Origin of the sequence: Oceanobacillus sojae (genome assembly GCF_007991515.1) — a bacterium.
Taxonomy (GTDB): Bacteria; Bacillota; Bacilli; order Bacillales; family Amphibacillaceae; genus Oceanobacillus; species Oceanobacillus sojae.
Window position 1 is genome coordinate 15,227 of record NZ_BJYM01000018.1, and the last position, 24,136, is coordinate 39,362.

A 24,136-nucleotide genomic window follows, 5' to 3' on the forward strand; every position below is an offset into this window, starting at 1 on the left:
CTGCGTTGACGAAGATTTTTCAATGGGGCTGCGATTACTCGCCCCACCAAAAGCGTTACTCACGTATTATAAAGCATACGCTCCGTTTGAAAAATCTTCGCCGCCTTGAACTTCTTGGTCCTATTTATCGGACTTTTTGAACACGCACTTTTAGCGGCATCATCACGATACGCAATAATTCATTATCTTTATCCTCATAGATATCTGCTTGGACATTAAAAACATCCTTAAACATATCCGGGTTCATCATTTCTTTTGGAGTACCCTGTCCATAAATATGCCCCTCTTTAACCACAATTACTTCATCCGAATAAACAGCTGCATGATTGAGATCGTGTAAAACCATAACAATTGTTACGTTTTGAGTTTTTTGCAACTGTGTTACGATTTCCAGCACATCCAGCTGATGTGAAATATCTAAGTATGTTGTTGGCTCATCTAAAAATAAAACTTTCGGCTGTTGAGCCAGGCAAAGAGCTATCCAAGCTCTTTGCCGCTCACCTCCAGACAGCTGAGAAACGTTCCGCTTTCTCAGCGCATCTAATTTAGTAAGCTGAATCGCTTCATCAATAATTATCTGGTCTTCTTCATCGAGCCTTTGAAACATCGATTTATGCGGCGTTCGGCCATATGAAATCAATTGTTCCACGGTTAAATCCATTACATCATTCACTTGAGCAAGCAAAGCCAATTCCTGTGCCACTTTCTTTGGTGAAAGCCGGTAAAGGTCGGCCTGCTTCCAATATACTTGGCCATGATCAGGCTTCAGCTGACGGGAGAGGACATGCAGCAGGGTGCTTTTCCCCGAACCGTTCGGCCCGATAATACTGTATATACGCCCTTCCTTCAGTTCCAAATCTATTTGCTTTAATACGCGTTTATCCGAAAAGGAATGAGAAATGGAAGCAGCTTCTAATGCACTCATACCATTTTCCTCCTTAGTAAATATAGAAAAAACGGTGCTCCCAATGCACCCATAATAACACCTACCGGAACTTCAATCGGTGCAAACATAATACGGCCCAAAGTATCAGAGGCCGTCAGAATTGCTGCTCCTAAAAATATAGAAGCAGGCAGAAGCACACGATAATCATTGCCTACAATTAATCTTGCTGTATGAGGAACAATTAAACCGACAAACCCCAATAAGCCAATGACACTGACAGCACTGGCAGCTAACAGCGTAGCAACAGCAGTCATAGAAAAACGAATCCATTCTACTCTGGCTCCCAGACTCTTAGCTGTCCGGTCTCCCAGCATTAATAGATTCATTTTTCGGATACCGATAATTGCAAGAAGGATACCAACAATCGAATAAGGCAGAATCACTTCTACCTGCGGCCAGCTTCTTGCACTTAAACCGCCAACCATAAAATCAATGGTACCCTGCACTCTGTCACTGTAAAAAACCATCAGGGCAGATATACCGGAGCCTAAAAAAGCAGAAATAGCAACACCAGCCAGGATAATTCTGGTTGGCGCAATTCCTTTTTCCCACGCTAAAGCATATACCGTAAAAGCCACAATGGTTGCCCCAATAAACGCAACTGGGGTCAATATATGAGGCAGATGCGGATACAATATTAAAACAATCATACCCGCTAAGCCTGCCCCGCTGGAGACCCCAATAATATATGGATCGGCCAGCGGATTTTTCATAATCCCCTGAAGCAGGACACCAGCTACTGCCAGATTAGCACCTACCAGAATAGCAACAAATGTACGCGGGACCCGGATGTTCCAGATTATATTTTGAAAATCACTTTGGATATCTCCTGTAAAAGTTGTCCAAATATCTTTTAAGGGAATATTTGCCGATCCAAACTGGATACTAAAAATGGTTGAGATTACCATTAAAACAGCAAAAATCACAACAATAAATCCTTTCCATCCGGCTCTATCTCTTAATGCTTCTTTTTTACTCATTCTCAAACACTTCTGGGTACACCATCTCTGCCATATCCTGCATCGTATCAGCATAATCAAGGCCAGGATTGGATAGATATTTTTCGGAAGGGACAATATGGACATTTCCTTCCTGTACTGCTTTTAGTGAGCTCCATGCAGGGTTTCCTTCTAATTCGTCCGTTATTGTTTCCTTTCCAGCTTCTTCACTTCCATGGATTGTCATCAGGATATAATCAGGCTGCTGCTCAGCAATTGTTTCTAAACTGTACGGTGCTGAAGTTTGCGAATCCGGGCTGGCTTCCATATCCTTTCCGATATTATTTACATGAAGCAGATCACCAATCTCCAGTGCAGTTGTATTGGATCTTTGAACAGAAACACTTCTCGGTGTAATATTTAAAACGACGATAGATGGTTCTTCACCACTTGGCAGTTTATCTTCTATTGCCTGCATCTCATCTTCAGTTTCCTGCAGTTTCTCAGCTGCAAGCTCTTCTTTTCCTAATATCTCTCCCATAAGTGTTGACATTTCCTTCACATCGTCAAAAGAGCGCATATCTAACAGTGCAAAAGGAATATCACTGTTCTCCATAATGCCTTCTAAATCCGCATGGAAATTTGGTGCTCCAATAACCAGATCCGGTGAAAGAGCCACCAATTCCTCTGTATTTATCTGATTCACTGTCCCCAATTCAGGTAAATCCTCTGCCTTCTCTGGAATAGGTATACCGCTGGTTGACATTCTTCCAACCGCTTCCCCATTCAGATCATAAATTAATTTCAAAAATTCCGGCGCTAAAACAACAATTCTTTCCGGCTGTCCGTCAAGTACTACTTCTCTGTCCGTACTATCTGTAAAAGCTATTTCCTCTGTTCTATTATCCTGATTTTCCTCTGTTGCAGAGGTATCTTCCTCCTGCTGACAAGCTGCCATCAAAATAACCGCAAGCATAGCAGCTGCAATTCCTATTATTCTATTTTTTTGTAATAATTTCCCCAAAGTAATTTCCTACCCTTCCGTAATGATTACGATTTATTAATTAAAAAAATACTGTGTTTGTTTATGTAGTTACACTACCGCTAAGCTGCCACTTCCTTTCTACTAAACTAATTTGTTAAAAAAACAAACCGTAATGATTACGTATTATATCATTTTTTTGTAAAGTTGCAACCACTTTTGTCATTTTTTGCGTGAAGCAGCAGAATGACAAATGAGCAATGAAGCTAGGTAAAGAAAATACACCCTCTTCTTATATAGCTGAATCAAGAGGGTGTATAGATAATTAAATCATTTAAAATGTTTCTTCTACAAAATCAGTGATTACTCCTATTGCAGCTTTGCTTCCTTCACTTGCGGCAATAACCAGCTGCGGAGGTCCAGCTGCATTGTCTCCCCCGGCATAAATTCCTTTGATACTTGTCCGGCCGTATGGATCTGTTTTAATTCCGCCCATATCCGTCAATTCTAGCCCCAGACGCTCAGCAAAAGGGGCAGCCTGCTCCATTTTGGCAGAGATAAAACCTGCCTCTTTATGCAGCTCTTTCCCATTTTTAAATTGAACCGTTTTTAATTGCCCATTCTCTCCTTGCAATCGTAAAATCTCATCATCTATAACCTCAATTTGCTTTTTCGCTAATATATCCCTTTGTTCAGGGGATAAGCTCTCTTTTCCATTTGTGCAGATGACAATATTCTTATTCCAATTGGAAACCATCTTCACCCCATGAAAAGAAAATGCTCCATCAGCAATAAAGATCAGCGGAGTATCCTTCAGTTCCCAGCCATCACAGAAGGGGCAGGAAAACAGGCTCGTTCCATAAAAATTATGAATTCCCTCAATATCAGGCAATACATCCTTCAGTCCTGTAGATAGAATAATAGTCTTAGCTTCATAATTCTTCCCCGCTTCTGTTTGAATATGAAAAACAGCGTCAGCAGGATTAATATCAGTCACCCGCTCTTTTTGAATCACTATACCTGGATACTTCTTTAAATCTGCATACGCCGCTTTCCTGAACTCAACAGGCTCAATACCATCTCTGGTAATAAAATTATGAGACTCCTGTGTAACAGCATTACGTGGTGCATCGTCATCCAATAAAATAACTTCTTTTCTTCCCCTGCCTAACACGAGAGAAGCGTTTAATCCGGCAGGTCCTCCCCCGATTACAGCGCAATCATATAACAATATAGTCTCCTCCTTTTTACGCAGAATCTTCTTTACGTAATTTCATTACTATATCGTAATGATTACGATTTATCAAGTTTCATGATTTAAAGTGCGTGTTCAAAAAGGCCGATAAATAGGACCAAGAAGTTCAAGGCGACTAGCTTTTTACGAACGGAGCGTATGCTTTATAATACGTGAGTAACGCTTTTGGTGGGGCGAGTAATCGCAGTCCCATCGGAAAAAGCTCGTCAACGAAGAAATTCGCCGTGTCATCTTTATTGGACTTTTAAAAAAAGAATCTATATAAAGATGTCTCCTCTCCAATAGATTCCTTCTTCATTAAGTATTTTATTGTCAGATACATATTAAACAGTAAGAACCTTAATACCCTTAATGATATTCCAGATGAAATAATAAATATCAATGATAAAGCAAATAGCTGTCGCAATAATCGTTGCGATGAGTAATCCTCCATTTACTTCCCCTGCCCAAAATTGCCCCATGCCAATGGTAAAGATGATGGTTCCTGCTATAATTGTTGCGATAATCGGAATAAGATGTGTCCATAGTGCTTTTTTTGCATGTACTTTTGTTTCTTCATCTCCAAGAATCCAAACAACAACCGGAAATAGAAATGGTGCAAAAAAGATACTAAAATAACATAATGATGATAATATTTTATTTCCTTCCATCCCTTATACTCCTCCAATAATTCTTCCTGAAAAAAATATTTTACATGGTAATAAATTTAGTGTCCATGATAAAGGCTATTATTTTTCATACAGGATTCCGTATAGTAAAATACAGCCTTCTTTCGTTGAATTTTACGGGGCTTTCCCATAGAAATATCTCTATAATAAGTAAAAAAATACCTCAAGGAATCGATTTATCCCCTGAGGTATTTTACATTATATGTAATTTCTGTTTTTTGGCATGACTGTATTTAATAGTATACATGAACGGAATATATAAGTCTATATTTTTCTTTATTTCATTGCTAAAATAAACAAGACATTCAAGTTAAGGAGGGTTTCACCGTGCAATTTAAACAAGAAAAAGAGAGTTTATCCAAAGCGTTAGCAGTTATCAACAAACAATATGATCGTTTAGCTTCCATACCTGAATACATTGGTGACGATTTTACCGAAAAAGTATTAGAAGATAATCGAAGGCGATTAAGAGAATCTTTAATTGTCGCTAAAAAAGAACCTTACTTTGCCCGGCTTGATTTTAAAGATGAAGAAAGCGAGGAAGTAAAAGCAACCTATATTGGTAAAGCCGGTGTTTTTGATGAGAATACGGGAGATGTACTGATTACTGACTGGCGTGCACCGATTGCCAGCCTGTTCTATGGCTTCAGCGGGAGTGAAGATGACGTCTATTATCAATCTCCAGATGGCGTCGTAGAAGGTGAAATCTACTTAAAAAGAAATATTGTCACCTATGAACAGGAGCTGCAAAGGGTGGTAGACCGATATATTCGCGGAGAACAGGGATCATCTGGAGGAGATGAATTTCTATTATATAAACTGGAAGACCAAAAGGATAACAGACTGCGTGACATTGTTGCCACTATCCAGGGAGAACAGAATGAAATCATCCGCTATCCCTTGAACAAGGCTGTTATTATCCAGGGAGTTGCCGGCAGCGGGAAAACAACAGTGGCGCTGCACCGGTTAGCCTATCTGTTATATGAATACCGGGAACAATTAACAGCACATCGGATGATTATTTTTGCACCAAACACTATTTTCCTTGATTATATTTCACAGGTGCTGCCTGAATTGGGTGTAGGAGACATTGTCCAGACCACTTTTCCAAAATGGGTTATGACCTCTATTATCGATGATCCCAAATGCAGCCTGGAATCTCTCAGCGAAAGAAGAAAAACATTTTTTGAATCCGGTATATTGGAGCAGAATAATTGGAAAGGTTCTTTAGATTTTCAGCAGCAAATCAGGGAGCAATTATCACAATTAGAAAAAGAATGGCTTCCTGAAGAAGATTTTATTCCCTGGGAAAATAAACAAGGTGTTCCGCTGAAAAAAATCAGAAACTGGATAGAAGCAGATTTCAAAGGAAATCCTGTCACCAAGAAATATGAAAGACTGAAAGCTAAGTTAACGCGCTGGGTAGAAATTGAAGCGAAGATGTATGAAGAGAAAAAAGAACAAGAGCAAGCCAGAAAAGACGGCAAACAGGAATTGCGAAGATATTTACGAAAATGGAAAAAAAGAAAACCTTATGAGCTTTACGCACAAATTTTAAAAAAGATGGGAAGAAAAGACCTTCTGCCGCCGAAGAATAAAATAACTCTGGATGACCTGGCTCCTCTGCTCGATATTCATGATTATTGGTACGGAATAGAAAGAGACGAAAAGTTCGATCATGTTGTCATTGACGAAGCGCAAGACTTTTCTCCCTATCAGGTATCTGTACTAAACGCGCGTACAAAAACAGCATCCTTTACGATATTAGGAGATTTAGCGCAGGGTATCCATAGCAATGAAGGAATTGATGAGTGGAACAACTTTATCAACCTTTTCGGTACATCCCGTGCAAAATTTTTCCAAATGACCAAAAGCTACCGCTCCACCTATGAAATTATTGCGTTTTCCAACATCATTCTTAGTCATCTTACCAATCGCCCCGCTTTTGCAGAGCCGGTATTCCGAAGCGGTGAGGATGTCCATATCCAGCAGGTAGAGGCAGAAGAAAAATCAGCAGAAATCATAAGCTGGGTTCATAAGATGAAAGATCAAGACATGAATACCATCGCAGTTATTTTAAGATCTGAGGCAGAATGTAATGAGATTTATCCAAAACTGAAAGAAGAAATTCCCGAGCTGACAATTATTACAACAGAGGATAAATCATACGAAGGAGGAATCTCCTTATTGCCCGTGTATGTATCAAAAGGCTTGGAATTTGATTCGGTTTTAATGGTTGATGTCGATGAAGAACATTATCCTGAAACAGAACAAACTATCAAATTGTTGTATGTTGGCTGTACAAGGGCACTGCATCATTTATCAGTTATTTACAGCGGTAAAGCATCGAAGCTGATTTCCAAAGGGTAAAGAATTTTGGTTGTATAAAGCCCTTAGGCAAAATTATTTTAAACGGAAGGATAAAAGCCCAAAGTCTGCGGATAGAACCTTCATTTAGTTTCATCATTTAAAAAGTGAGTCAGTTTATATGAAAACTGCTCACCTTTTTTAAATGCTATATCCGAACTACCTATTCTTTTCCCTTACTCGCCTGCTAGTTTTTTAAATTCTGCTTGGCTATATTCTGTAATTTCAGCTATTTCGCTGATATTATTCATGTAGCCAGCGTGGCAATCATTTTTCTATTGTTATTTTCTATCTTAGCTGTTAACTATAAAATGAAATAAGATTTGAGATAAAGTTCTTTTCATTTAAATCTCAAAGAAATTTATGAGCAGCTTATTAATAGATACTTCATCCTGCAACAAATAAATCCACATATTCCGCAGATTTACACGCTGCAGGATATGTGGATTTATATTTTTAATACAGCGCACATCAGCTTATAAACTCTACACCATAATGTGTTAGAACAGCTATAATAACCCCATATATTAAAATACTTGCACCAGCGGAGATGAATAACTTCAGCTTATTCATTCCAATTCCATTGGCAATAACTGCTACTGCCCAAGAACCAATAATAGGTGTAAGCAATACAACAACTAAAGGACCCTGTTTTTCTATTCGATACTTATACTTGCTGTTTGCTAATTTATCCAGCCACTTCTTAATACGTTCAGATTTTGCAAGAAGCTGATAGAAAAAAGCAATCATCGGGACAGGAAGGAAATTTCCAAATCCTGCCCAGATAATTGAAGAAACCGCATCTAACCCCATCACCATTGAAGCAGGAATTGCAACATATATCTCTAACATAGGAAAAAATCCCATGAACCATGCGGACGCTGCCAGCCATAAATAATTCAACATAAATATATTCCTCTCATTCTCTTACACTGTATGTTCTTATTTTCTATAGTATAATATAAAGTATATGGCTACCGTATACTCAAGTGAAAAGTTGGTGAAAAATATGAACTCTTCCAAAAAACTGATGACAACTGGAGAATTTGCGGATTTATGCGATGTGAAAAAGCAAACTCTTTTCCATTATGATGATATTGGCCTGTTAGAACCTGAATATAAAAACGAAAATGGCTATCGCTATTACTCTATTCAACAAGCTGAAGCTTATAGCATGATTGACATGTTAAAAGAGATTGGAATGTCTTTAACAGAAATTAAAAGCTTTTTACAATCTAAAAACACGAAGAAAATTACTGATTTATTAACAGAGAAAGAAAAACTGATGGAAATAAAAATCCGGAAAATGGAACGTATACAGCACCTCATTAAAAATCAGAAAAAACAAATTGAAGAAGCATCACAGTTAGACCTTGATCGATTCATTGTCGAGAATATGGAAGCAGAACAGATTGTTTTAAGCGAAAATATTTTAAATTACTCTCATAAAGACATCACAAAAATGATTATATCGTTTATGAAATACGTGAAACAGGGAGAAATCAATGTGGAAAATTGGGGAGCTCTTATTCGCCAGGAACAAATAGAAACAGGAGATTACTTAAATTATTCCAATTTTTATTTACGTGAAAACCAGCTTCATTTAACAGAAACTTTTATAAAAAAAGCTGGGAAATATGTAATTGGCTATCATAAAGGAAGCTATATGAATACGTATAAAACATATGAAAAAATAAAAGATTATCTAGATAAGGAAGGATATCGTATTTGCGGTGACAGCTTTGAAGAATATCTATACCTCATGGACGGAATCAGCTCAGGTGTAGAAACAAATTATGTAATAAGAATAATGATTGAAGTAGAAGAAAAAATTAATATCTAATACAATCTGCCGCATTTAAAGTTTTATCAAATGTTTATTAATAAAGCTTAACAATCGATAAGTTCAAATATTAAAGATACCCTCTTCCTGCTTAGATTGACTCATACAAATATTGATATTAACGGAATGATGGATGTGTTTGTAGAATGGAATTAAATGGTGACCTCCCGCTAATCAACCGGGAAGTCACCATCTTCTATTCCCTACTATTAAATCAATATTCTTTTTATTGTCTGCCCTCTTTACAATTCCTTCTGCTTCTCAGTCATAACCGACATGACATTATCCAATAAATTTCGTAATTTATTAATTTCCGCAGCTGCATTAGACAGGTAGTAATAATTCTTTGTTCCCTCCCGGCGGATATCAATCATTCCAATTTGCTTCAGTATTTTTAGATGATGTGATACAGCGGGCCGGGAAAGCTCCGTCGCTTCTGTTAAATCAACTACACGCAACCCTTGACAGGCATGATCATTCAACAAGGCAATAATAATAATTTGCCGTTTTTCATCCCCTAAAGCAATTAAAAAATCCTTTACTTCCTCAAATTCGTATTTTAATTTTTTTATTTCATTTGTTTTCATATAAATCCTCAATTCGTTTAATTGGTATAATCGTTTAAATTATTAAACCATTAAAGCGTAAACAAGTCAACGATGCTGACTATTATCTAAAAAATCTTTCCAGCTTCTTTTAAATTATTTAGTTGACATTTTTTAAAAATCCATCTATCATTCATTATTAGTTCAATCGTTTAATTATTTAAACCAATAAACCAAAAGGAGTTTCTTACAATGAAAAATCAGATGAAAGCAATGCTTATTCATAAATACGGACAAAAAAACGTTGAAATCGAGAATGTACCTATGCCGGAAGTATCCAGTAATGATGTACTGGCAGAAATTCACGCTGCCAGCATTAACCCTGTTGATTTCAAAATTAGAGACGGGAAATTAAGGCCGCTTATCAATTATAAGATGCCATTGATTCTTGGAAATGATTTTTCCGGAACAGTTATCAAAACTGGAAAAAATGTAACAAAATTTAAAGCTGGTGATTCTGTCTATGGGCGCCCTAGAAAATCAAGAATCGGAACTTTTGCTGAATACATTGCTATTCATGAAGATGATATTGCATTAAAACCGGAAAACTTAACATTTGAAGAAGCAGCAGCTGTGCCTTTAGTCGGTTTAACCACCTATCAGGCCTTTCATGATATATTAAACCTGCAGCCAAAAGACAAAATTTTGATTCAGGCAGGATCAGGCGGTATTGGAACCTTTGCAATCCAGCTAGCAAAGCAAATGGAAGCTTATGTCGCAACAACAGCGAGTAATGCCGGAAAAGATTTAGTAGAAAGACTGGGTGCAGACAAGGTAATAAACTATCGGGAAGAAAAATTCGAGGAAAAATTAGCCGATTATGATTATGTATATGATACTTTGGGTGGCGATTCTTTAATCAATTCTTTTAAAATCCTTAAACCCGGTGGAAAAATTGTATCAATTTCTGATGTTCCAAATGCCCGCTTTGGAAAAGAAAATAATTATCCTTTTTGGAAAACACTTGCTTTTAAATTGATTTCAAGGAAATTAACAAAGCTAGAAAAACAATACCAGGTCCAATATAACTTTTTATTTATGAAGCCAAGCGGAGAGCAATTAAACAAGATTAAAGAACTTATCGAGGCTGAGAAAATCAAACCATTGATTGATCAGATTTTCCCCTTTGAAGACACACAGAAAGCAATGGAATATTCAGAGACAGGAAGAGCAAAAGGAAAAATCATCGTTAAAATCAAGTAGACCCACTCTTTTTATGTGGAGAAGACAGGGAAATTAAAAAATGTTATAGAATAGAAAAAAACCTGGATAGGAGACTTTTCTATTCTATAACATAGTTAAACTAAATCATAAAGAAAATATATCGTTACAATGGTTAATAAAAAAATACAATAAAATGTAAGCCAAATGTTTTGTTTTTCACTAAAACAACTAATCTTGTAAAAAAAGCGAGAGCCCCGATGGATAATAATATTGGCGAGAAATACACATCCATAAAATCAGGGTACAAAAACAGAGACGCAAAACCAATTATTGCTAATAATATGAGAGCATAATCAAAAGGATTTCTTTTTTTAGCATTCTTCGTATCTTCCAATCCAATTTGTCCCTCTTTTCCCAAAATAAAATGGTCACGAAAGCGTTAACAGTATATAAATATTATACATGAACCAACATAAAAAAGGGAGAAGAATTTAGCATGAAAAAAATATTTATTAATTACTTAGCTTTTATATTAATCTTTTTCGGTATCATACCGTCTCTCCCGCAGCGTATTCTTTATATAAATCACGATAATAGGCATCCTTATTCATAAGTTCATTATGGGAGCCTTTTGCACGTATCTCTCCTTTATCTAAAACAATAATATAATCTACCTGTTTAATTGTAGAAGCTTTATGAGCAATCACCAATGTTATCCGCTCATTTTTAAAGTTTAATAATACTTCCTGAATCTGTTCCTCTGATTGATAATCTAATGCAGAAGTCGCCTCATCAAAAAGAAATATAGGTGCATCACGCAATATTGCCCGGGCAATGGATATTTTTTGCCGCTGCCCACCGGATAAACCTGATCCCCCTTCTCCTACTTCTATAGCTAATCCATTCGGTAAATGGTTTATCAGATCATCAAACTTCAGATTTTTTAATAATGTTTTTATCTCAGTTTCCGTAGCCTGTAAATTACCATAACGGATATTCTCCAAAACTGTACCGGAGAATAAATATTGATCCTGACTGACAAAAGAAAAATATTGCATTAGCTCTCCATACGTCATTTCATTCGTGTTTTTATTATTAATCTTTATCATTCCAGAATAAGGGAAGAATCCCAGCAGAAGCTTAAAAATAGTTGATTTTCCCGATCCGTTATGGCCGACAATCGCAACAAATTGATTTTCTTTCACTTCCAGACTAATATCATTCAATATTTTCCTGTTTCCTTCATCATAAGAAAAGCTCACTTTGTCTACAGAAATATGATTACTCTCCTGAAATGCAGCTAATGCTTCGGGAAATGATGTAAATTGCCTTTTTTCCTTTAAAACACGAAATATTCGTTCACAGGCTGATAAGGATTCCTGCGTTGTTCCCCAAACCTGTGCTAATCCGGAAAATGGCCATACAACGTGATTTAACAGTTGAATAAAGGCAAGCAGCGCTCCTACCGTAATTTCACCTATCAAGATAAGCACCCAAACCAAACGCAATCAGAAAGGTTAAAAATCCAACTGCCTGTGACGAGCCTTGTAAAGCAGCTTGTACTTTTCCTTTCTGCAAATCATAATTAAAAATTTTCTTTGTTAAACCTCCAAATTTTTCAGCTACCAGATTTCCGATTAAATAAGTTCTTACAAAGGGCATATTATTCATTGTTTCCTGGATATAGCTTTGACTTTGTGACACCTGCTCCTGTAATTCACCAGAAATTTTTCTCATCGATGTACCAAAAACTTTTCCAATCAGGATAATTAGCGGACCAATCAGGCCACAAATTAATGCCAGCTGCCATTGGATATTGATTAAAAATATAAAGGCGGCTATTGCGACAAGAGGCCCTTGTATAAGACTAATGAGTGTATTTCCCATCAAATCTCCTACAACGTTTACATCATTAATTATTCTTGAAGAATTTTCTCCAGATTTTGTTTTACTAAAAAATTGCATTGGTAATTTTAAATAATGATCAAACAAACGTAAACGCAGGTTATTTCTAACAAATGAAGAAATGTAATTTTTTATCAGCACATCAAAATAATTTTGTGCAAATGTAAAAAATAGTATGAGAATACCAATGATTAATATAAAGCGAAATTCTTTCGTATTGCCGTCTAAAGCTGAATCCGTAATGTTCATCATAAACCAGGGAAGAACCAAATCTAAAATTATTCCAGTAAATAAACAAATCATAAGCAATGCATATGTAAATTTTTTCTTTTTTACATATGCAAATAATTCTGAGTAAATCCCCTTCATCGTTCTGCGTCCCCTTTTCTATTAAAGTGATAAAATATACTGCAGCTGCTAATCAGCGAACTATATTAGAATTTGACAGTTACATTTATGGAAATACCTTTAATAACAAAAGATAATAATATAATTTTTTGATTGGCTTACACAATTAAATATTCCCTTTCTTTACAAACATTTCTACATTAATACTTTAACATTATAACGTTATTATTTATATGAATTTTCAAAAAAATTAATACAATTGGGTTATTTATAAAAAACATAACGGCATTGCTCATCTACCTTTTGAATTTTTATAAAAAATCAGATTAAAACTGTTCTTTACTTTCTAAATAAATTCCTGCATTATATATCTTGATGATACATATCAAAAAGATATAAGGTGAGATAAATGAAAAAATACAACGATACAACATACGCTATCCTCGGCATTTTAACAACTGACTGCCGTTCAGGCTATGAAATAAAACAATTTATTGATAATAGTCTGAACCACTTTTGGAAAATCAGCTATGGACAGATTTATCCAACATTAAAACGGCTGGAAGAAGAAGGCTTGGCAACTATACAGGCAACCTCCCAGGAAGGAAAACCTGATCGTAAGGAATACTTTCTGACAGCAAAAGGGAAAGAAATATTAAAGGATTGGCTGGAAAAGCCGTTAAAGCAGTTGCCGGTGGAACGAAATGAAGTATTGCTGAAGCTGTTTTTTGGAAATCATCAGACAGAAGAACAAACTATTCGTCTATTGGAGGATTATAAACAAAAATTAGAAAAGATTTATCAGACGTACGAAGGTATTGAAGCGGGAATAGCCAGCCATAACAATAATCAAAGCGATGCAAAATATTGGCTGTTTACATTGGATTACGGAAAGCGGACAACTGCGGCCGCAATGGAATGGTGTGACACAACGTTAAAGGAAATTTAAAATTTTAGAGGAGGAATCATCCATGGGTAAAAAAATTTATACTGGCAGATACACGACAGAAAACGATCAGGATGTCGTTGTTTTTATCATCGGGATGCGAATCAATAAAAGACTTGCAGTTCGAAAATGGGGTCCCGTCTTCACAGCCATGCCCGGTATGATTAAAGAACTTTATGAAAATCAGGAGGATTTAGGATTTCTTTCCATGGAAAGCTATTTTGGCTTGCGCACCACAATAATGGTTCAATACTGGCGTTCTACAGAAGATTTACTCGCTTATGCAAAAGGAAAAAAACATTTGACTGCATGGCAGAATTTCAACAAAAAGGTTGGAGAAAATGATGCTGTCGGATTCTACCATGAAACCTATCAAATAAAGGCAGGAAGCTATGAATCTGTCTATCGGAATATGCCATTATTTGGGATGGGAAATGCAAAAAAACACATCCCTATCACCGCTCCGCACAATTCTGCCCGCAAACGGCTCCAGGGTGTGAAGACAAATTAAAATTGATTTTCATTTTATTAATTTTCCCCCTACAAAATAAGCGCCAAAACTTGAATGCTTTTGGCGCTTATTTTTATGGTTAACTTTTATCTTTTTGTTCTGTGTTCTCTGTTTTATCTTCCATAATATCATTCGCTGTGCTTTTAAACTCCCGCAATGTTTCTCCGGCAGCCTTTCCAATCTCGGGTAACTTTTTTGGTCCAAAAATAATTAATGCCAGAACAACAATAAGAATTAATCCGGGGATTCCTATATTTGCCAATCCCATCAGAAGTCACCTCCAGCTCTCAAATAAATTTTTCGTACATTAAACCAGTCTCTTTTGACTCTTTGCTTCCACCAGCTGACCGCCATTTTTTAGGAATTCCATCATTCCTTCTGCTGCACGATAGGTTAAGGCGGCAGCTGTTGTTGTCGGATTGGTACAGCTGAAATGCGGGAAAGCACTTGCACCACATACAAACAGGTTATCCATATCCCACATTTGCAAATAACTATTTACAGCGGATGTTTCTGGATCTTTTCCCATGATTACACCGCCACCGTTATGCTGAAAGGCAAGTCCTCCGCTGAAATGCTCCGGCATTGGATAAGCCAGAATATGTGTTGCTCCCATCTCTTCTAAAATCTCAACATGTTTTTCTTGAATAAATTCATGTATTGCCTTGTCATTATCTGAATAATCCCATGTAATCCGTATTAACGGATCCCCGTTGGCATCTGTATAGGTCGGGTCCAGATCAAGATAATACTCTTGATAAGGAAGAGTAGCCTTTTGACTGAATATCATAAGAAATCGATTCGCATAAAATAAAGATTTCTCTTTAAATTCTTTCCCCCATTGCGGTGTACCCTCCGGCACTATATTATTCGCTACTGGTGCATTCCCTGTAATACGTGCTTCAATTTGACCGCCATGCAGAAAATCTAAATCATGATGATCTACTAAATCCCCTGTATAGTCTGTTATCGCCATTCCATATGCTCCAGTGGATACATAATTATTAAATTTTTCATTATCAAACAGACCATGCGAAGACGTCACGCCATGATGATCTGTAAAGTTTTTTCCGATTACACCTGTCCCGTTTTCCGGGTTATATGGTTTACCAATTTCAGATAATAACAGCAGCCGGACGTTATTAAATACATAGCTTGTCAATACAACTAAATCTGCTGGCTGCTCGAATTCTTGTCCCGTTCTGGTATCTTCATATAATACACCAACTGCTTTTCCATTTTCATGTAATATTCGAATTACCCTTGCATGTGTTCTCAATTCAAAATTGCCGGTTTTTTTTGCTGTCGGGATTACTGTCATAACTGGATCAGCTTTCGCTCCATATTCACAATAGTTACTTCCGCAAAATCCACAATACTGACAGGCATTTAATGTTTCACCATCCGGATTTGTATATTGCTCTGAAAGTGTACCGCTAGGAATAACAAATGGATTATACCCCATTTTTTTCACAGCCTCTTCAAATAGAAGCATTTGACGATTCTTTTTTAAAGGCGGTGTTGGATAATCGTCCGAACGTTCCGGGTAATTTGGGTCTGGCTCACCAGAAATACCTGCCATTTTTTCAAACTTATCATAATACGGTTCTAATTCGTCATACGTAATTCCCCAATCCTGTAAAGTCATATTTTTAGGGATTTTTTCTTCCCCATACTTTTCAATTGTTTTGGAACGAATCTCAAAATCATAAGGGTAATAACGATGTGTTTGCGCTCCCCAATGACTTCCTCCCCCGCCGATACCTTCTCCGATAACAGCTGTCGATTTATCTCTAATCGGCCGGGCATCTTCTTCAAGTGTATTTCTGACTGTATAGGTTTCATTGGTTAATTTTTCGTAGCCTTCTCCCCTCACCGGATAACGTACTTCATCATGTGTGTGGAGATAATCCTTTATATCCTTCTCTTTTCCTTTATCAAGGCCCACCACCTTATAACCGGCCTTGGTAAGCTCTGCCGCAACAATTCCACCCATCCAGCCGACACCGACAGTAACAACATCCACTTTATCTAATTTTTTCGCCATATTATCCCCCTTTTCTTACATTACATATGGTTGCTTAAGCTCATCGGTTCTTTTTTAACAAATTCCTCTACTTCTACAACATCTGTATAAGACATATACGCTCCAGGAAATTCCTTCATTCTCCAGCCTTCCATATCCTTATTGCCGCCATATAACGGATCAGCGTAACAACCTTCCAGTGTCAGTTGTCTTAATAGTGCAAAAAATCCAGCGGAAGAAACCAGATTCATTTCTATTTCTCCTGCCTCAAAGCCTTTTAAAATTTCAATTTGTGCATCTTCCTCTAAATTATTGAAAATATCATTATATTTGGACTGGCTGACTTCATTCAATTTACGTAAACCAGTCAGCATGGTATCTCCACGATTTAAAGGAGATTCCCCTTCAAGAAATGGCCGTTTCCGATAGTCGTCTATGTTTTTCCCCCACGGGGATGCTAACTGCTTATCAATATAATAGGGTGCGCCCAAAGCAATTGCTCCGGGGCCATTTTCGTCCTCCGGGAATATGATTTCTGCCGCTGCCGAGAGTGTTAATAAATCTTCAATTCTCGTAAAAAACTGCATCGCTTCTGTAAAAGTATTATGCCCCCCTGAACCATGATGATGACTATCCTCAGAAGCAGGCTCGTACTTCTCTGTTTTAAAAGGCTTACTTATAAAACTTCCTAAAAGAATCCCGCCAACAATTCCACCGGTTGTCATCCCTGCAGTCTTTATAAATTGACGTTTCGATAGATCTACTTCTTCTTGATTATCACTTACATTCTTTTGGTTGGCATCCTTGTTTTCTGTCATGTGATTTCCCCCTTTTTTTCAAATCACAACTTCAACATATATATTTGAAGTACCTCCTTTCAAGACAATGGCAGAAAGAACTATTTTATCTATATGATGTGTTTCTGTAATCAGTAGAAAATATATATCTGTAATGCTTCTTGAGATTATTTTTGGTTATATTTAAGAAAATAGGAAAACATAAACATTTTTAATTTTCCAAAAATAAAAGTTAAAACTATTTATTTTAATATAAAAAAACTCCTTAAAATTGATTGACCATTTAGATTTATTCCCTTACGTCATGGTATAAATATATATATGAATAATTTGTCTTATATATAACTGATGTTTAAATAAACATCTTTTCATTCTATTTTCACCCAGTAAAAATATCAGATACTTTGAATCTATATTGTATTTTAGATAAATGATAGAATTTGAAAAAGCAGTCAAAAAAAGGATTAATATTTAATTACAGGGGAACGTTATAACATGTAAGCTAAAAAATACATTACGGAGGTTTTTTTATGTTGCATAAACAACATCAGCAGTTGATTGAGGCACTGCAAAGTTGCATCGTTGCCTGTAACCACTGCTATGATGCATGCCTTAAAGAAGAAGATATACAAATGATGGCTGGATGTATCCGATTAGACCGGGAATGTGCTGAAATTTGCTCCTATCTTGCACAAGCTTTATGCAGAGATACTCCTTTTACTGCTGAGCTAGCTTCTGTTTGTGCTGCCATTTGTGAAGCATGTGGAAATGAATGCAGACAGCATGATCATGAGCATTGTCAGAAGTGTGCTGATGCATGTTTTCAATGTGCAGAAGCATGTAAAAAGATTGCTTAAATGCAAAAAAAGAAGCAGCTCTGTCGTCCAAAGAACTGCTTCTTTCTACATTATTCCGGTTCAATAGTAACATCTCTAAAGAATGGGAAGCTGCTTGGAAACTGATAGAATCCATTCACTTCATCACGCAAACCGGATAAAAGTACAGAATGATAAATAGGTACAATTGGCGCCTCATCTACAATAATTTGCTGTGCGTCGGCATACAGGGATAAGCGTGCTGCTTCATCCCCTTCTTGTCTTGCCTGCTCCAGCAGCTCATCCACCTCTTCATTTGCATAGAAGGAACGATTTCCTGGTGCACCTGCATTGTCGGAATGAAACATTGGATATAATCCATAATCAGCGTCCAATGTTACCGTTCCCCAACTCCCTAAAAACATGTCGACACTGCCATTTGCTGTATCTTCCAAATAAGTGGCCGTTTCTGTCATTTGAATATTTACATCAATTCCAATTTCTTTCAGCTGGGATTGAATAACCTGTGCAATATCGCCTGTATTTGTATCATAAGCCATTAAGGTTATTTCCAAGCCATCTGCAAAACCCGCATCCTCCAGCAATGTTTTCGCTTCTTCCACATCTCTGTCTATGGGTTCTATATTTTCATCATAGCCAAATACAGTCGGGGCAAGAGGCCCTTTGGCAGGTAAAGCAATCCCATTTAGAACACCATTAATAATTTCATCTTTATTAATGGTCATTGCAATAGCCTGACGAACTCTTTCATCATTAAACGGCTCACGCTCTACGTTAAAACCGAGATATGTCATACTGGCACTGTCAGACTGCATTACATGGGTACCTCCATTGTCATCCACTTCTTCAACATTATTGGCATTCACGGGGTAGATAAAGTCTGAATCTCCTGTCTGGAGTTCAGCAATTCGAGTTAAGTCCTCCGGAACAAAATGAAAAGCAATAGCTTCCACTCCAGCCTGCTCTCCCCAATAATCTTCATTCTTTACTACAGTAATTTCTCCACTGACTGCACGCTCCTCAAATTTAAAGTAACCTGTTCCCACCGGATTTTCATTAATAGTAGAAAAAGGCTCTTCACCATTTGCAATTGCTTCATTATCTGCTTCAATCGCTTCCAAGCTGATCATATGACCGCCAGGATGTGCTAAATGGGCAGGTAATGCGGAAAACGGATATTCTGTTTCAATATGAACTGTGTAATCATCAATCACTTCGACATTTTTAATCATGTCAAATAGAAAACCAAGTGGAGAGCCTATGTCTGGATCACGTACACGATCTAAATTTGCTTTAACTACTTCTGCATTAAAGGCTGATCCATCATGGAAAGTGACATCTTCACGCAGCTTCGCCTCCCACATCGTATCCTCGATTTGCTCCAGACTTTCAGCCAGTGCAGGCTGTATTTCCAAATCAGTATTCTGTTCTACCAGCGTATCATACAAGGTATTCATTACATATAAAGAATTTCCATCATTTGCAGCATGCGGGTCAAGCGATACAGGCTCTGATGCCAGCCCCGCTTTCAACTTCATTTCTTCAGCAGCCTCTTTGGCAGGGGCTCCCGTTTCGTCTTGCGGTCCACTATCGTCTGCACATGCTGCCATAATGAACAACATAGAAAACAACAAAGCCAATCCAATTATTTTCTTCAAATTTACTCCTCCTATTTTTTTATCATAAAAGTAAAATTACATTCATTTTGCTAAGAATACAATCCTTCTAATTGAGGATAAGTATATCCTATTTTGAATAGAGAGAGAAGAAACAAGCATCTTATTAAAAATATTGACGCAAATGCTTTACCAATGCTTCTGATTAAAATTATTTGAGAATAAATTTATTTTCACTTTAAATATTGCTCTTCTGCCCAAATTACTCGACATTATTAAAAAAAGCTTTTTTATACTTTTTACTCCGTTTTTCAATCTATATAAATGAAAAGAATATCTAATAGGAATAAGAGCAGGCAGACATTTAAAAGATATGATATTTGAATAATGTATAACAGATGAAAAAACAGCCCCAGAAAAATTCATTAAAACAGCTATCCCTTATCTCATATCTGGAATTTAATAAAAACCATCCTTGGTGTCTTTTGGTAAGATACCAAGGATGGGTCTGTTATTGTCAGATATTAAATGTCTTCGGTTTCCATTTGTGCTTCCTCTTCCTGGTCTTTTGGCATTGCACGATAGACCAAGAACCCTAAGATAACCGCAATGACAGAGATCGCAAAAGCAATAAAGTACACAAGCTCGACTCCTGCAATCATTGCTTCATTTATTGTTCCGGGATTCTCAGGTGTGGCTGATTGATTTAAATAATGCTGCTGCCTTGCATTCAAAATACTGATGAATACAGAAACCCCCATAGCACCAGCCACGGGCTGCAATGTCGTCATGACCGATGTTCCATGAGGATATAAACGTTTCGGAAGCTGATTTAACCCATTGGTTTCCGCCGGCATAATAATCGCTGAAGCAGCAAGCATTAATAATATATAACCAACAATGATCATCCACGGTTGTGTATCTGCATCAAGCCGACTCATCATAAACATGGTTCCACTTAACACAAGTGAAGCTGGAATCATCAGCACTCTTGGCCCAAATTTGTCAAAAAGATGCCCCATCACTGGTGACATCACTCCATTTAATATGCTTCCCGGCAAAAGAAGCAGACCAGCTGTTGCAGCAGATAATGCCAACGGTCCCTGCATAAAAACAGGCAAAATGATTTCAGATGAAAACATTGTCATCATAATAATAAGAAACATAAGCACCCCGTGCGTATACATTGGGTACTTAAAAACTCTCAAATCTAAGACAGGATCATCCAGCTTAAATTGCCTTACAGAGAATAAAATAATGGCAGCAGCCCCAATTATAATAAAACTGTACACATCAGGACTTAGGAATCCTGCTTCCTCTTCTCCTACTGAACTAAATCCGTAAACAAGTGAACCAAAACCAATAGTTGAATATACAAGTGATAAGACATCAACTTTCGGCTTTGTAATTTCCGACACATTTATTAAATATTTGTATGCAAATGCTATAGAAAAAAGAGCGAACGGAATTACACAGATAAATAAAAAGCGCCATCCTAAATACTCTACAATAATACCTGAAAGTGTTGGTCCTATCGCCGGCGCAAACATTATAACAAGCCCAACAATCCCCATAATCTTTCCACGTTTATGCGGTGGAAAGATTAGTAAAAACACATTAAAAATGACTGGCATTAATAAACCAGTTCCAGCTGCCTGGATAAACCTTCCAACTAGTAAAATAGAGAAAGTCGGCGCTGCAGCACAGATAATTGTTCCAATTGTAAATATAATCATTGTTCCTAAAAACAGCTGTCTGGTTGTAAACCATTGCAGAAGAACAGCAGAAGCTGGGATAACCACTCCCATGACTAACATAAATCCTGTTGCCATCCACTGAACAGTTGGAAGGGTGACATTAAATTCTCCCATTAACGTTGTTAAAGCAATATTTAACAATGTTTCATTTAGAATAGCAAAAAAAGCACCAATGATTAGTGATAGCATAATCGGCATAACCTTAAAATTCGGGTCTTCTGCCAGGTATTCATATTTAGTTGAATTCTGTTCCGTCATTAACGAAACCCCTTTCAATTTAAGATCTGTAAGATGGCAGCAATCATCAAGCTTTTACATTTTTGTCCAATAAAAAAAGAGAGTTGATTCTCTCTCCCAGCTCAATTATTGGTTTCAAAAAGGCAGACAAATCCCGATTTTGCTACACAAGCAATCTGTTATTCAGTTAACGAGGTTATTCGGAATTAACAGCATTTCAAAACCCTCCGTTCCTTTAAGTAAACTAATACTAACACGTGTTCCCAGCGTCTGCAAGAAGCAAATCAGCTTCAGCCTCTATCAAATATTTATACCAGGCCAGCTGCATTCATACATCTATCTTAATCAAAATAAGAAGCTTCTATACTTCTTGAAACTCATCATAGCGTTAACATAACATCTGCCTAAATCATACTCACTTTCTAAGTGGGCTAAAAATAAAGTTATCCATTAAGACTGTTATTTAATATTCTTAAAATATTCTGCGGACAGAAGCTGTTCTCTATTTGATTTGCAACAAATATCAACTTTACACAAGTTTAGAACATATTTCCAAGCCTTCTTTAATTGGTGAAATAACTGTTATCACGAATATTTGAAGTACGCCGATAAAGGCTGCTATTTTAGCCAGCCTTTATCATTTACTTTTGTTACAGCCTCTATCCGATTATCAACCTCTAACTTATCCAAGATAATCGAAATATAATTTCGAACGGTACCATTGGATAAAAATAATTCCTTGGCAATCGCCTTGGTTGTTTTCCCCTCTGTTATTAATTGTAATACTTCTATTTCTCGTTTGGTTAAGGGATTTTCTTCCGCAAAAGCAAGGTCAATTAATTCTGGAGAATACATTCGTTTCCCTTTCATAATCTGACGAATAGAGTGAACCAAATCCTCACTTGGACTATCCTTTAACAGATAACCATCGACTTCCGCCTTTCTAGCTCTTTCGAAATAGCCCGGTCTGGCAAAGGTAGTCAAAATAATAATTTTACATGAATCATTCCTTAAATGCTCTGCAGCATCCAGCCCTGTCATGACCGGCATTTCAATATCCATCAAGCAAATATCCGGCTGCTCTTGTTTGACTAATGCCAATAGCTCTTCCCCGTTACCTGCTTTACCTGCCACTACCATATCTTCCTCTAAATCCAAAAGCGCACCTAGTGCTCCTAACAATAACTGCTGATCCTCTGCAATTACAATCCGAATCAAATTTAAACCTCCTCCATCTGTCTTAGAACCTTTGGCACCGTCATATCTATTTTAAAGCCTTTAACGTGTGCAGAGATAGCTAAGGTCCCGTTGATAAAGGACAGGCGTTCTCTCATACCCTGAAGCCCATTTCCAAATTCAGGAATACTATTCTTTCCTACTCCATCATCTTCTACCTGCAGCCTGACTTCTTCCTTTGTTTCAGAAAACTCAATGGAACAATGATTTGCCTGACTATGCTTTACAACATTTGTTACTGCTTCTTTCAGGCACATACTTAATACACTTTCCATTAACATTGGTAAAGAAGATTGTTCAACCTTCATCACAATTTTATGCTTAATCTGTGCAACTTCCATTAATTGTTCAACATGTGCAATTTCTTCCGTCAAGCGAATATTTTTCATATCTGACACCATTTCCCGTACTTCTTTTAAAGCATGTCTGGCAGTATTCTGCACATCCTGCAGCTCCTTCTTCGCCCTCACATGATCTTTATCCAATAACTTCGCAACGAGTTCACTTTTCAGTCCAATCATTGACAGTTTCTGGCCCAATGTATCATGTAAATCACGTGCTATCCTTTGTCGTTCTTCAACAATAGCAAATTCAGCAATTTTGCGGTTGGCATCTTCTAATTTCTCCTCTAACTCTTCCTGTTTCAAGCGATTATAACGATTGATAGGTATCAGAATAACCCCTAACAAGGTTATAATCAAGAACGGCAGTTGATTCAAAAACAGAGAATAGTTAAAGAAGAAGCCTGCCGTGATAGACCCTACAATTACCACCATATGAATCACATACATCGTAATAAATCCTGCTTTACCGCGAACATTACCTACAAAAAACGCAGTAAATAAAGCAAAATAAACATATCCATATAGAATCGTCATCACAATATTAATAATAAATTCCATTGTTAATCCTGTGTACATAAGCTGTTGATGGGAATTGAAGGTAAACCAGTAAACTGCAAAGAAAAGTAACGTCAGCAGTACACCGACCCCGATTTCCCAAATGGAAGTAGAGCGAAAAATAAAGTAAAACGGCAACACACAAAAAATAACCCAAATATATATGCTTAATCCTGTATTCCTCGGAAAGATATGATACCATTGCCGCACAATTTAGCCTCCTATGTTCCTGCTGGATATTATTTATTGTACCA

General features: G+C 37.0%; 22 protein-coding genes. 6 read left to right on the top strand and 16 right to left on the bottom strand.

Annotated features, from left to right (window positions below; genetic code table 11):
* Positions 1 to 124: 124 nt before the first annotated feature.
* The 5 genes from OSO01_RS18445 to OSO01_RS18465 form a co-directional block, all read right to left on the bottom strand.
* Complete coding sequence (locus tag OSO01_RS18445) at positions 125 to 925, bottom strand: ABC transporter ATP-binding protein (RefSeq protein WP_147211931.1); 801 nt, start codon at positions 923 to 925, stop codon at positions 125 to 127.
* Entirely contained in the window at positions 922 to 1,926 is a 1,005-nt protein-coding gene (locus OSO01_RS18450) for a FecCD family ABC transporter permease (RefSeq protein WP_147211933.1), read from the bottom strand. Before OSO01_RS18450 ends, OSO01_RS18445 begins: the two co-directional genes overlap by 4 nt.
* Positions 1,919 to 2,908 carry an ABC transporter substrate-binding protein gene (locus OSO01_RS18455; protein WP_147211935.1) on the bottom strand — a complete coding sequence of 330 codons (990 nt, stop codon included), beginning with the start codon at positions 2,906 to 2,908 and terminating at the stop codon, positions 1,919 to 1,921. Before OSO01_RS18455 ends, OSO01_RS18450 begins: the two co-directional genes overlap by 8 nt.
* A gap of 292 nt (positions 2,909 to 3,200) precedes the next feature.
* Positions 3,201 to 4,097 carry an NAD(P)/FAD-dependent oxidoreductase gene (locus OSO01_RS18460; protein WP_147211936.1) on the bottom strand — a complete coding sequence of 299 codons (897 nt, stop codon included), beginning with the start codon at positions 4,095 to 4,097 and terminating at the stop codon, positions 3,201 to 3,203.
* 347 nt (positions 4,098 to 4,444) lie between these two features.
* Positions 4,445 to 4,771: a magnetosome magnetite crystal formation protein family gene (locus OSO01_RS18465; protein ID WP_147211938.1), complete on the bottom strand. Its 327-nt coding sequence runs from the start codon at positions 4,769 to 4,771 to the stop codon at positions 4,445 to 4,447.
* A gap of 345 nt (positions 4,772 to 5,116) precedes the next feature.
* Between OSO01_RS18465 and OSO01_RS18470 the strand changes: the two genes are divergently transcribed.
* Positions 5,117 to 7,159: a HelD family protein gene (locus OSO01_RS18470; protein ID WP_147211939.1), complete on the top strand. Its 2,043-nt coding sequence runs from the start codon at positions 5,117 to 5,119 to the stop codon at positions 7,157 to 7,159.
* A gap of 468 nt (positions 7,160 to 7,627) precedes the next feature.
* Here the strand turns inward: OSO01_RS18470 and OSO01_RS18475 are convergent, their stop codons facing one another.
* Positions 7,628 to 8,062, bottom strand: coding sequence for a small multi-drug export protein (locus OSO01_RS18475; protein ID WP_147211940.1), 435 nt, complete (start codon positions 8,060 to 8,062; stop codon positions 7,628 to 7,630).
* Between the two features lie 103 nt (positions 8,063 to 8,165).
* On the opposite strand from OSO01_RS18475, the gene OSO01_RS18480 reads away from it, so the two are divergent.
* Entirely contained in the window at positions 8,166 to 8,999 is an 834-nt protein-coding gene (locus OSO01_RS18480) for a MerR family transcriptional regulator (protein ID WP_246145229.1), read from the top strand.
* Between the two features lie 242 nt (positions 9,000 to 9,241).
* On the opposite strand, the gene OSO01_RS18485 is transcribed toward OSO01_RS18480, so the two are convergent.
* Positions 9,242 to 9,586 carry an ArsR/SmtB family transcription factor gene (locus OSO01_RS18485; RefSeq protein WP_147211944.1) on the bottom strand — a complete coding sequence of 115 codons (345 nt, stop codon included), beginning with the start codon at positions 9,584 to 9,586 and terminating at the stop codon, positions 9,242 to 9,244.
* 222 nt (positions 9,587 to 9,808) lie between these two features.
* On the opposite strand from OSO01_RS18485, the gene OSO01_RS18490 reads away from it, so the two are divergent.
* The gene (locus tag OSO01_RS18490; RefSeq protein ID WP_147212043.1) at positions 9,809 to 10,807 is read left to right on the top strand and encodes an NADP-dependent oxidoreductase; all 999 of its coding nucleotides are present in this window, start codon (positions 9,809 to 9,811) and stop codon (positions 10,805 to 10,807) included.
* A gap of 509 nt (positions 10,808 to 11,316) precedes the next feature.
* Here OSO01_RS18490 and OSO01_RS18495 read toward each other — a convergent pair.
* Together OSO01_RS18495 and OSO01_RS18500 are read right to left on the bottom strand one after the other, a co-directional pair.
* On the bottom strand, positions 11,317 to 12,252 hold the full coding sequence (locus tag OSO01_RS18495) for an ABC transporter ATP-binding protein (RefSeq protein WP_186813706.1): 936 nt from the start codon (positions 12,250 to 12,252) through the stop codon (positions 11,317 to 11,319).
* Positions 12,242 to 13,042, bottom strand: coding sequence for an ABC transporter transmembrane domain-containing protein (locus OSO01_RS18500; protein WP_147211947.1), 801 nt, complete (start codon positions 13,040 to 13,042; stop codon positions 12,242 to 12,244). Before OSO01_RS18500 ends, OSO01_RS18495 begins: the two co-directional genes overlap by 11 nt.
* A gap of 388 nt (positions 13,043 to 13,430) precedes the next feature.
* Between OSO01_RS18500 and OSO01_RS18505 the strand changes: the two genes are divergently transcribed.
* Together OSO01_RS18505 and OSO01_RS18510 are read left to right on the top strand one after the other, a co-directional pair.
* Positions 13,431 to 13,970 (top strand): PadR family transcriptional regulator, encoded by a 540-nt coding sequence (locus tag OSO01_RS18505; RefSeq protein ID WP_147211949.1) that lies wholly within the window; start codon positions 13,431 to 13,433, stop codon positions 13,968 to 13,970.
* Positions 13,971 to 13,992: 22 nt separating this feature from the next.
* A complete protein-coding gene (locus OSO01_RS18510; protein ID WP_147211951.1) occupies positions 13,993 to 14,478 on the top strand; it encodes a DUF4188 domain-containing protein in 486 nt (161 codons plus the stop codon).
* A 79-nt stretch (positions 14,479 to 14,557) separates the two neighbouring features.
* On the opposite strand, the gene OSO01_RS18515 is transcribed toward OSO01_RS18510, so the two are convergent.
* From OSO01_RS18515 to OSO01_RS18525, 3 genes are read right to left on the bottom strand one after another with little or no spacing between them, the layout of a single operon-like run.
* Positions 14,558 to 14,746: a twin-arginine translocase TatA/TatE family subunit gene (locus OSO01_RS18515; RefSeq protein ID WP_147211953.1), complete on the bottom strand. Its 189-nt coding sequence runs from the start codon at positions 14,744 to 14,746 to the stop codon at positions 14,558 to 14,560.
* A gap of 39 nt (positions 14,747 to 14,785) precedes the next feature.
* A complete protein-coding gene (locus OSO01_RS18520; RefSeq protein WP_147211954.1) occupies positions 14,786 to 16,525 on the bottom strand; it encodes a GMC family oxidoreductase in 1,740 nt (579 codons plus the stop codon).
* 20 nt (positions 16,526 to 16,545) lie between these two features.
* Positions 16,546 to 17,322 (bottom strand): gluconate 2-dehydrogenase subunit 3 family protein, encoded by a 777-nt coding sequence (locus tag OSO01_RS18525; protein ID WP_147211956.1) that lies wholly within the window; start codon positions 17,320 to 17,322, stop codon positions 16,546 to 16,548.
* A 509-nt stretch (positions 17,323 to 17,831) separates the two neighbouring features.
* Between OSO01_RS18525 and OSO01_RS18530 the strand changes: the two genes are divergently transcribed.
* Positions 17,832 to 18,158, top strand: coding sequence for a four-helix bundle copper-binding protein (locus OSO01_RS18530; protein ID WP_147211958.1), 327 nt, complete (start codon positions 17,832 to 17,834; stop codon positions 18,156 to 18,158).
* A 50-nt stretch (positions 18,159 to 18,208) separates the two neighbouring features.
* Here OSO01_RS18530 and OSO01_RS18535 read toward each other — a convergent pair whose 3' ends face one another.
* The 4 genes from OSO01_RS18535 to OSO01_RS18550 form a co-directional block, all read right to left on the bottom strand.
* Positions 18,209 to 19,759: a glutathione ABC transporter substrate-binding protein gene (locus OSO01_RS18535; RefSeq protein ID WP_147212044.1), complete on the bottom strand. Its 1,551-nt coding sequence runs from the start codon at positions 19,757 to 19,759 to the stop codon at positions 18,209 to 18,211.
* A 518-nt stretch (positions 19,760 to 20,277) separates the two neighbouring features.
* Entirely contained in the window at positions 20,278 to 21,768 is a 1,491-nt protein-coding gene (locus tag OSO01_RS18540; RefSeq protein WP_147211959.1) for an MDR family MFS transporter, read from the bottom strand.
* Between the two features lie 597 nt (positions 21,769 to 22,365).
* Complete coding sequence (locus tag OSO01_RS18545; RefSeq protein ID WP_147211961.1) at positions 22,366 to 22,965, bottom strand: response regulator transcription factor; 600 nt, start codon at positions 22,963 to 22,965, stop codon at positions 22,366 to 22,368.
* Positions 22,966 to 22,967: 2 nt separating this feature from the next.
* Complete coding sequence (locus OSO01_RS18550; protein ID WP_147211962.1) at positions 22,968 to 24,092, bottom strand: sensor histidine kinase; 1,125 nt, start codon at positions 24,090 to 24,092, stop codon at positions 22,968 to 22,970.
* Between the last annotated feature and the right edge of the window lie 44 nt (positions 24,093 to 24,136).